10 protein-coding genes are annotated in these 9704 nt (G+C 60.7%); 7 read left to right on the top strand and 3 right to left on the bottom strand.

Annotated elements, in window-relative coordinates:
* Positions 1 to 914: 914 nt before the first annotated feature.
* From Q0C59_RS16470 to Q0C59_RS19665, 3 genes are all read left to right on the top strand, one after another.
* Positions 915 to 1703, top strand: coding sequence for a transporter substrate-binding domain-containing protein (locus Q0C59_RS16470; RefSeq protein ID WP_291217506.1), 789 nt, complete (start codon positions 915 to 917; stop codon positions 1701 to 1703).
* Positions 1704 to 1719: 16 nt separating this feature from the next.
* Positions 1720 to 2373: an amino acid ABC transporter permease gene (locus Q0C59_RS16465; RefSeq protein WP_291217504.1), complete on the top strand. Its 654-nt coding sequence runs from the start codon at positions 1720 to 1722 to the stop codon at positions 2371 to 2373.
* A gap of 110 nt (positions 2374 to 2483) precedes the next feature.
* Complete coding sequence (locus tag Q0C59_RS19665; protein WP_366518873.1) at positions 2484 to 2792, top strand: integrase core domain-containing protein; 309 nt, start codon at positions 2484 to 2486, stop codon at positions 2790 to 2792.
* Here the strand turns inward: Q0C59_RS19665 and Q0C59_RS16460 are convergent.
* Positions 2789 to 4021 carry an alpha/beta fold hydrolase gene (locus tag Q0C59_RS16460; protein WP_291217501.1) on the bottom strand — a complete coding sequence of 411 codons (1233 nt, stop codon included), beginning with the start codon at positions 4019 to 4021 and terminating at the stop codon, positions 2789 to 2791. The two genes, Q0C59_RS19665 and Q0C59_RS16460, sit on opposite strands and share 4 nt — an antisense overlap.
* A 166-nt stretch (positions 4022 to 4187) precedes the next feature.
* On the opposite strand from Q0C59_RS16460, the gene Q0C59_RS16455 reads away from it, so the two are divergent.
* Positions 4188 to 5993, top strand: coding sequence for a glutamine--tRNA ligase/YqeY domain fusion protein (locus tag Q0C59_RS16455; protein ID WP_291217499.1), 1806 nt, complete (start codon positions 4188 to 4190; stop codon positions 5991 to 5993).
* A gap of 206 nt (positions 5994 to 6199) precedes the next feature.
* Here the strand turns inward: Q0C59_RS16455 and Q0C59_RS16450 are convergent, their stop codons facing one another.
* Positions 6200 to 6988: a ferredoxin reductase gene (locus Q0C59_RS16450; protein ID WP_291217508.1), complete on the bottom strand. Its 789-nt coding sequence runs from the start codon at positions 6986 to 6988 to the stop codon at positions 6200 to 6202.
* The gene (locus tag Q0C59_RS16445; RefSeq protein WP_060853416.1) at positions 6988 to 7596 is read right to left on the bottom strand and encodes a sulfite oxidase-like oxidoreductase; all 609 of its coding nucleotides are present in this window, start codon (positions 7594 to 7596) and stop codon (positions 6988 to 6990) included. The genes Q0C59_RS16450 and Q0C59_RS16445 overlap by 1 nt, the downstream gene beginning before the upstream one ends.
* Before the next feature lie 536 nt (positions 7597 to 8132).
* On the opposite strand from Q0C59_RS16445, the gene msrA reads away from it, so the two are divergent.
* From msrA to Q0C59_RS16430, 3 genes are all read left to right on the top strand, one after another.
* Positions 8133 to 8648 (top strand): peptide-methionine (S)-S-oxide reductase MsrA, encoded by a 516-nt coding sequence (gene msrA, locus Q0C59_RS16440; RefSeq protein ID WP_291217495.1) that lies wholly within the window; start codon positions 8133 to 8135, stop codon positions 8646 to 8648.
* A gap of 58 nt (positions 8649 to 8706) precedes the next feature.
* Positions 8707 to 9198: a peroxiredoxin gene (locus Q0C59_RS16435; RefSeq protein ID WP_291217493.1), complete on the top strand. Its 492-nt coding sequence runs from the start codon at positions 8707 to 8709 to the stop codon at positions 9196 to 9198.
* Between the two features lie 38 nt (positions 9199 to 9236).
* The coding region (locus Q0C59_RS16430; RefSeq protein ID WP_291217491.1) for a protein adenylyltransferase SelO family protein at positions 9237 to 9704 on the top strand (468 nt) is incomplete at its 3' end.

Raw genomic sequence — 9704 nt, 5'->3', positions numbered from 1 at the left:
CCTCAAGGAGGCCGCTGCACGCATCGCCATCACACCCGAGTCGTCATAATCCGACCGTCCTGCCTGGGGGAATTTGGGGTGGCCAAGGGTGGGGGAATTTGACCTGGCCATCGGGGACTGGGGAAGCACATCGCGGCCAGCACGGCTTGTCTTGGTTTGGTAACTGAGTCATGGGCACGTTCTTTTGGTCGGAGACCCACTTTAGGACAGTGGTGGCGTCGACTCATGTCCAAACGTCCGCATTTGTTGCCTGGCAGTCCAGGTTGAGTGCACGTTAGCGAGCCGCAATGCCAAAATCAGTAATGCCAGCCGCACTGAAGCAAAAGGCCTCCACCCACCCCAATGCACTCCACAGCTGCGAGCATCTGCGAAATGCCTTGCGTCGATGTATGCGTCGGTTATACCGTTCGGAATTGCCTGTGCCTAAAGCCAGTCTGGTCACACCGACGCACCATTGGCTGCCGTTGGGGCGTCTAGGACCGGATACTCGACACCTTGGCCTGAACGAAAACACGCGACACATCACGAGCGCTGTGACGGTCGCATGCGCCAACCAAACCCAGCTGCCAATGGTTGAGCAACTGGCAGCAGCGCCCGGGATGAGCCTCTCAGCATTTCACCTGCACTTTCATTCGAATACTCCGCTGTCGCCGCTGAGCTCCAGAAGTACCCTCGCTTGATGGATGCGCAATGCTTGACCTCTTCCAAGGGCAAGAGATTGAGTGAGGTCGATTTCGAGGTGAAGTGCGTGAGCGTTTGTAGTTCAGCCGCGAATATGCCCGAATGTATGGTTAGCCATCGACCATCGATAGATGAGCGGCAGTTGATCGGCAGAGAACAGCCGGCAAGGGGGCTAGCGTCTGGCCCCCTGCTCCGTGCTGGGAAGATTCGTTCATTTTTTCAAGGAAACACTCATGAAGACACTGCTCAAATCCTGGCTCACTGCCGCGCTGTTCATCGCCTCGGTGTCCGGCGCCCACGCTGAACTGCTTGACGAAGTGAAGGCGCGCGGTACCCTGCGCATTGCCTGCGAGGGCAGCTACCCACCGTTCAACTTCAAGGACGACAAGGGCAATCTGACGGGCTTCGATGTCGAGATTGGTCGGGCTATTGCGGCCAAGCTCGGCGTGAAGCCGGAGTTCACCACCACCGAGTGGAGTGGCATCCTTGCCGGCTTGCAAGCAGGCAAGTACGACGTGATAGTCAACCAGGTGGCAGCGACCGACAAGCGCCGCGAGGTCTTTGACTTTAGCGGGCCTTATGTCATTTCCTACCCGCAACTGATAGTTCGCGCCGATGAGACGCGCAAGCTGGAAACTGCTGCGGACCTGAAGGGAAAGAAGATTGGGGTCGGCCAGGGAAGCAACTATGCGGAGCTGGCAAAGAGCATAGCCGGGGCGGAGGTGCGGACCTACCCTGGTGCCCCTGAGTACTTGCAGGATCTGGCCACTGGTCGCATCGATGCGGCTATCAACGACAGCCTGCTGATCCCCTATCTGCGCGAGAAGACCAAATTGCCAGTCAAGGCCGGCGCGCCGATCGGCAAGCCTGACAGCAACGCGATCCCCTTCCGCAAAGGCAGTCCGAAGTTTCAGGAGGCCATCAACAAGGCACTGGAGGAACTGAAGGCCGACGGCAGCTACGCGAAGATTTCCACCCGATGGTTCGAACGCGACGTGAGCAAGCCGCTGGCGGCCCGCTAACCCGCGCCAGATCGCGATGGACTTGGCATCACTGTTCGCCCTGGCCTGGCCAATGCTGCTCAAGGGGACGGGCTACACGCTGATGTTCGCCGTGGCCTCGATGATCTTCGGTCTGCCTCTGGCGGGCCTCGTCACGCTCATCCGCGTGTTGCAGGTGTGGGGTTTGAGCAACCTGATGGCGGTGTATGTAAGCGTCATCCGAGGCACACCGTTGCTTGTGCAGATTTTTATCTTTTACTACGGCCTGCCAAGCGTCGGTATCGAGCTGTCGCCGATCACCGCAGGAATCCTGACCCTGACGTTGAATGTGGCGGCCTATATGAGCGAGACGCTACGCGGGTCCATCAACTCCGTTACACAGGGTCAATGGCAGGCAGGCACCAGCCTGGGCCTGACCCGCGATCAGACGCTGCGCTACGTGGTGGGGCCGCAGGCACTCCGGGCCGCGGTGCCGAGCCTGTCCAACAGCCTAATCAGCCTCATCAAGGACACCTCGCTGGTATCGGTGATAGCAGTAACCGAACTGATGCTGGCAACCAAGGAGCTCATCTCCACCACCTTCCAACCTTTTCCGCTGTACTTGGGGGCGGCGGCCATCTACTGGGTGCTCAGTTTGAGTTTTGAGCAAATACAAAGATGGATGGAAAAACGGGTGGCGTACCCCCATTGAACAGTCCGAAGCGAAACTCTCCTTGAACTGACTCTCTCTGGCGGTGACAGCACACCAGCGACCAACCAGCCATCCAGCCAGACTGTCGATAGCGGCCAGACAGCGGGCTCATCAAGTCAATCAATGGTCGGTTGCGTGATGAGTTCCTGAATCTCTACCAAGTCGCAACAATGCGAGACGCGAGAGAAAAACTGAAGGCTTGGCAGCATCAACACAATCATCATCGTCCGTACGGCTCACCAGGAGTCGACGGGCGCCCCGAGAAGAAGTCGTTCGCCTTCTCTTGTGTACTGCTTGCGCGTGAGCGAAGTTCGCTAAACGATGTCAAGCGTCACCATGGGCGCTTGCAATCCCGTGCTGTCGAATGGCTTCACGTCGCTACGCCAGGCGGGCCCACGGCAGGGCAACCTAGCCCCTAGGACAGGAGCGTCTTGATTTCTACCTCGGATTTGAGCGTACGGTGCACGGGGCATTTGTCGGCGATCTCCAGCAAACGTGCCCGTTGCGGCGCGTCGAGTGGCCCCGCGAGTTCCACCGTCCGCTCGATTCGGTCGATCTTGCCTTCCTTGGTCTCACATTCCGCGCAGTCTGCAGCGTGAATCTTGGCGTGATTCAAAGTGACGCGGACGTCCTCGAGGGGCCACTTCTTGTGGCGAGCGTAAAGGCGCAAAGTCATCGCGGTGCAAGTTCCCAGCGCACCGAGCAGAAGGTCATATGGTCCCAAGCCGAGGTCGTCACCGCCCACTCCCACTGGTTCGTCACTCACCAGCGTATGGCGCCCTGCCTCAACGTTGACGGCAAAGTTGCCCGGAAGGTTGCTGATTCGCACAGCGCCGACTGGCAGCGGCTCCGCTCCAGCTGTCGACGCCATCTCGCCCGAAGGGGTGGGAGCAGGCAAATACCGCTTCGCCCAGGCAGCAATAAGCCCTGCGGCGTAGGTGGCATCGCTCTGACTGTTGAGCAGATGGTCGGCATCGTCGAGCGACACGAAGGATTTGGGGTGCAACGCCTGTTCAAAGATTCTGCGTGCGTTGTCCACGTCAACGATCGTGTCACCGGGCGCGTGCAGGACAAGTAGCGGCCGACGCAACGAATGGATGCGCTCGGCCTGCGGTTGAGCGGCGACGTCGTCAAGAAACTCCCGCCGCAACGTGAACTCGCGGCCCGCAAGCGTGACACGGGCCTCGCCGTTGGATTCGATGAGAGCCAGGCCTTCACCAAACTGGCGCTTTACTTGTGCGGGGTCGAAGGGCGCGCCTAGCGTCACCACCGCACGCGAATCGGCAATACGGTGCGCAGCCGCCAGAACAGCTGCGCCCCCAAGCGAATGCCCGATGAGAAGCGCTGGCGCGCCATGCTCACTTCGCAGCCAGTCGGCGGCCGCGACTAGATCGCCGACGTTTGAACTGAAATGGGTGTTTGCGAAATCTCCGCCGCTTCCACCCAACCCTGTGAAATCGAAGCGAAGGACACCGAACCCGGCCTCGACCAACGCACGCGCAATGTACGCGGCCGCTTTCGAATCTTTTGAGCACGTGAAGCAGTGTGCGAAGACAGCCCACGCTCTTGGCAAAGTGTTTGGTTGATCAAGCCGTGCGGCAAGCAAATGGCCGAGGCTCCCGGGGAATTCAACTTTAAGGCTGGTCATGTTTCACCGAATTTAATGCGCACGTTGAACCGCAGTCGAGGTGGCCGCGACTGCAAGATTCAAACACGAAACCTACTCATACGCCAACCTGGAAGTTCGGAGGCAAGACTGCGCAGCAGTGCTCGACCGAGCCCCACATAGTGGTCGTTACTCCTAGAATGAACGGATGACTTCTTCCGTTGACAAAGATGCTGCCAAGCCAAGTAATTTTCTACGCAACGTCATCGAAGACGACCTTGAAAAAGGCGTCTATGCCGCGCGCAAATGGGGGGGCAGTCCCGGCGACGCGCAGCACCATGCGCAAGGCATGCCAGACCCGGCCAAGGTCCGAACGCGCTTCCCGCCTGAACCCAACGGCTACCTGCATATCGGACATGCCAAAAGTATCTGGCTCAACTTTGAGCTCGCCAAGGAATACGGCGGCGTGTGTCACCTGCGCTTCGATGACACGAACCCCGAAAAAGAAGAACAGGAATACGTCGATAGCATCCGCGACGCGGTGGAGTGGCTAGGCTACGAAACCTACGTGGCAGACAGCGCACTGGCACCCGGCACCCTGCAGCCGCACGAATACTTCGCCAGTGACTACTTTGACTTCATGTACCGCGCGGCCGAGTATTTGGTCATCGCTGGGCTCGCCTATGTGGACGAGCAGACGCCCGGCCAGATACGCGCAGCGCGCGGGGACTTCAACACGCACGGAACTGACAGCCCGTTCCGTACCCGCAGCCCCGACGAGAACCTGACGCGCTTCCGCCAGATGCGAGACGGCGAGCTCGAAGACGGTGCCGCCATCCTCCGCGCGAAGATTGATATGGCCAACCCCAATATCAACCTGCGCGACCCCGCGCTCTACCGCATCCGCCGGGCCACGCACCACAACACCGGTGACAAGTGGTGCATCTACCCGATGTACACCTATGCACATCCGATCGAGGATGCGTTGGAGCAGATCACCCATTCGATCGCCACGTTGGAGTTCGAAGACCAAAGACCGTTCTACGACTGGCTGCTCGCCAGTTTGGCAGAAGGTGGCTTGCTCGCCAGCCCGCATCCGCGCCAGTATGAATTCGCGCGGCTTAATGTGACGCACGTGATCACCAGCAAGCGCAAGCTGCGCCAGCTGGTCGAAGACGGGCACGTCGATGGCTGGGACGACCCCCGCATGCCCACCATCGCAGGCCTTCGCCGACGCGGCTACACGCCCGAAGCGCTCAAGCTCTTCTGCGAACGCAGCGGCGTGACCAAGTCCGGCGGCTGGATCGACTACTCGAGCCTCGAAGCGGCCCTTCGCGACACGCTAGACCCCATTGCCACGCGCGCGATGGCCGTGCTCGACCCGGTCAAGCTCGTCATCACCGACTGGGCCGAGCTGATGGGCAGCGACGCCTCACTGGACGACTGCACCGCCCCCTTAAACCCGCGCGACCCCGAAGGCGGCATGCGCCGCTTCAAGATCGGCCGCGAGGTGTGGATCGAACGCACCGACTACGAAGATGTGCAGCCAAAGGGCTTCTTCCGACTGTTCCCAGGCAACAAAGTGCGTCTGAAATACGGCCACACCATCATATGCACGGGCGCCACGCGTGACGCCGAAGGCAAGCTTGTCGAAGTGCAGGCCACGCTGATCCCCGATACAAAAAGCGGTACGCCAGGCGCCGATGCGGTGAAGGTGAAGGGCAACATTACCTGGGTCGCTGCAGCCGATGCGGTGCCGGTCGAGGTGCGCTTGTATGAACGGCTGTTTGCCACGGCGCAGCCGGGCAGCGGTGAGTTACTGGATGAGCTGAACAAGGAGAGCCTAGTGACATGCGCGGGCTTCGCGGAGCCGTCATTGGCTGTAGCAAAGGTTGGCGGTGCGGGGTTTCAGTTCGAGCGGCACGGGTACTTCGTGGTGGATGCAAAAGCGTCCCACGATGGAAGGCTTGTGTTCAATCGGGCTGCTGGGATGCGAGACGGTCGGGAAAAGTAAGCAGCGCACTACAGTTCCGCGAACGGCAAGACACCCACCCCAGGCAGAAAGGCGCGAGCAAGAGTACGGGGAGCTGCGAGCAAAAGTCGAGCGGCGCTCACCGACTTGACGAGCTCCACGTTCACAGCGGATGCGCTCGTCTCTTCCAACGCCAATCAAATCCAGACGCAGGACCGCATGGCGCGCCGCCGAGAGAAGCCCGAAGTTTATGCACCGCCGTACCGCTCAGTTTTTATGTGGGCTGCAGGTATCCCGGCATCGACCAATCCGTTAGCAACGGCTTCGACGAACCGATTGGCGCCGCATACGTAAACATGACGGGGCTTGTGGTCCCAGCGAGCAAGCACGTCTGCAATGGCCGCGGCATCAAGCCGACGCCCCAGGTCGGAATGCCGCGGTGGTGGCTCGCGCGTGGTCACTGCGATGAAAGTGAAGTCGGGCCGAGCTGCTTCGAGTTCAAGCAATTCGGCATGGAAAGGGAGATCGGCCGGGGTGCGTGCGGAGCAGACCAACAGCACGGGCATAGGCACCGGCCGCGGTTCAGCCATGGTGGCCTTCGGCGCAACTTCCTCTGTGGGGTCCGCGGCCCACGCGCGCACCATCGCCATCAACGGCGCGATTCCCGAACCGCCCGCAATCAACAACAGCGGCCCGCCATCGGCGGGTCCCCAGACGAAATGCCCACCGAGCGGCCCACGCACCTCGATACTTTCGCCAACCTCCGCGATGTCATGGAAAAAAGGCGACACCTCACCATCTTCGAGCTTCTCGATGATGATTTCGACGGTATCGGCGCGAGGCGCCGATGCAATGGAATAGCTGCGTTGTGCGACATAACCATCGGGCGCGGTCAGCCGCACACTGATATGTTGTCCCGCACGGCGCGATGCCAGTTCCGACACATCGAGAAAGAAGCTCTTGATGCGCGGCGTGAGCTGCGAGATACGCTCGATCTTCGCGTTGCGCCACGGACCTTGTTGCTCGCTGGACGTCATCAAGAATCGTCCGAATAGCGTTGCTGCCGCCAAGGATCGCCGTAAATGTGATATCCGCGCAGCTCCCAGAATCCAGCCTCATCGCGCGCGGTGAACTTGAGCCCCTTAATCCACTTCGCGCTTTTCCAGAAGTACAGGTGTGGCACCAATAAACGTGCCGGGCCGCCGTGTTCAGGCGCCAACGGCCGACCGTCGAAGTGCGTCGCAACCATGGCGCGACCGCCTAGCAAATCGGCAACTGGCACGTTGGTATCGTAGTCGTCTAGCGATAGCGCTAGCAGCCAGGGCGTCGGGGCCGCAATGCCGGCGTCGGCGAGCAGAGCGTCGATGGTCACACCTTCCCAGCGCGTGTCGAACTTCGACCAAGTCGTCACACAGTGGATGTCACCCTCCCAGACGGAGCGTGGCAGCGCCAGGAACTCGTTCCAGCTCCAACTTTTCAATGGCCGCGGGCCGTCGCTCAGAGTAAACCGCCAAGCAGCTAAGTCGATGCGCGGCACCGGTCCTTTCGAGAGCACCGGAAAGTCGTCGGTCTTGAACTGGCCCGGCGGCAATCGGTTGGCAATATCTGCCGTGGGCCGTCGCCCGCTAAATCCGCGTGTAACCATATCGAGGGCTCCTGTTTGTCGTTTAAGGCCAAGGCTAACGTTCTTTGCTCAAAAGTGCACTGCCATTTGGTCTGTTGTGCCATTTGGGAGCCCGCCCCTTGCCGGGCGTGCTGGATTCGCGCCCAGTGCGGCCGCACGGAAAGTAGTGCTGCACCGCTGGCCTAGCTCCAACAATTTCAGGAGCCAGTAAAACGCCTGCTTACTTGTTTGTCTATGGGTCCATCCGCATTGGAATTCGACAACCACCAAACTGTAGGGGTGCTGGCTCTGCCGATGGTCCGACTTTTAGCACCCATCGTCCTGACCTCTGGAGCACCCCTGCATGGTCGAACCCGTTACTCCGAATCGGACGCACGGCGTACTTAACAAGACGCACCGGCGTCTTGTAGCGCTTGCCTTCGGCTCAACATGAGGAAGAATGAAAGGATGCCTCCTGTGGGTAACGCCATCGCGTCGCTCGCAGCGGCACGGATTCGATCAAGCGCAGTTCGGCTTGCGAACTTGACTGCATGGTCCGGACTACAAGGAGTCGCAACATGGGTTTGAAAGAAACCGCCATCCTCGCCGGAGGTTGCTTCTGGGGCATGCAGGAGTTGGTACGCAAGATTCCTGGTGTCGCGAGTACACGCGTCGGCTACAGCGGCGGCGACGTTGCCAATGCCACTTACCGCAATCACGGCACGCATGCCGAGGCGCTCGAAGTGGTATTCGATCCGGCGTTCATCAGTTATCGCGAGGTGCTGGAATTTTTCTTCCAGATTCACGATCCCAGCACGCCCAGCCCGCCGGGCAACGAAAGCGGGTGGTCTTACCGTTCCGGCATCTACTTCACTACGCCAGAGCAGCGGCAGATCGCGCTGGAAACGATTGCCGACGTCGACGCCTCGGGCCTGTGGCCGGGCAAGGTGGTCACCGAAGTCAAACCCGCCGGCCCCTTCTGGCAGGCCGAGCCGGAGCACCAGGACTATCTGCAACGTCGTCCGAATGGTTACACCTGCCACTTTCCACGCCCGCAATGGAAGCTCCCCAGGCGGGTGGCCACAGGCGCTTGAGGGCTGCCCCTGGTCAGCCAGTGCGCGGTCCCGGACAGTACTCTCACACAAAGATTTCATGACGAACGACCAAGATCCTGTGAATGCCCCGCAGTTGCGAGTTCCGCAGTGGATCGATGCGCACGGGAACCCGAGCTGGCCGCTCGAGCTGGCCGATCTCGGAGACGAGTTCAAGGTTATTTTTTGCTTCCAGCACGGGTGCCCGGGTTGTCATAGCCACGGATTTCCGACTCTAAAAGCGCTGGTTGAAGCGCTGTTCGGTCAGGGCTTCGGCTTCGCCGCGGTGCAAACCGTGTTCGAGTCTGCCGAGATAAACACATTCGATCGTTTGCGCGAGACGCAGCAGCGCTACGGGTTGTCAATCCCATTCGGGCATGACCCGGCCGTGGACCGCTATCCGAGCCTGATGGCGGATTTCGAGACGCGCGGCACACCGTGGTTCATCGTCATCGATCCGCTGGGGGAGGTCATTCACAGCGACTTCCGCCTCGATACCGAGCACCTGTTGGGGACCTTCGGCGGCGCCGACGAACTGCCTCAGGCCATGTGACGCCGCCTGCCGAATACCCCCAGAACCTGGAGCATGAAATGCAAGCTAACGTGACCGCCCCGCACGATCCGCCCGCCGACCCGGCGTCCCGAGCAGCGCTGTACATGCCGTTCGACAACAGCTACGCGCGTGATCTCGAGGGCATGTATGCGAGGTCGAGCCCAGCCGGCTCGCCAGCGCCTCGGCTGCTGCGGCTTAACCGCAACCTGGCTGAAGAGCTCGGTCTGGACGCCGACGAAATGTCCTCGGCCGCCGGCCTCGCTATGCTCGCCGGTAATGCCGTGCCGGCTCTGGCGCAGCCATTGGCGCAGGCTTATGCCGGGCACCAGTTCGGCGGCTTCTCGCCGCAACTCGGCGATGGCCGCGCCCTGCTGCTGGGCGAACTCGTCGACCGCCACGGCCGGCGCCGTGACATCGCCCTGAAGGGATCGGGCCGAACCCCGTTCTCGCGTCGTGGTGACGGCAGGGCCGCACTTGGACCCGTGCTGCGGGAGTACCTGATGGGC

The organism is Hydrogenophaga sp. (genome assembly GCF_022844385.1).
Taxonomy (GTDB): Bacteria; Pseudomonadota; Gammaproteobacteria; order Burkholderiales; family Burkholderiaceae_C; genus Hydrogenophaga.
Note: the sequence above shows the minus strand (reverse complement) of the source record. Positions and strands in the feature narration are given on the sequence as shown.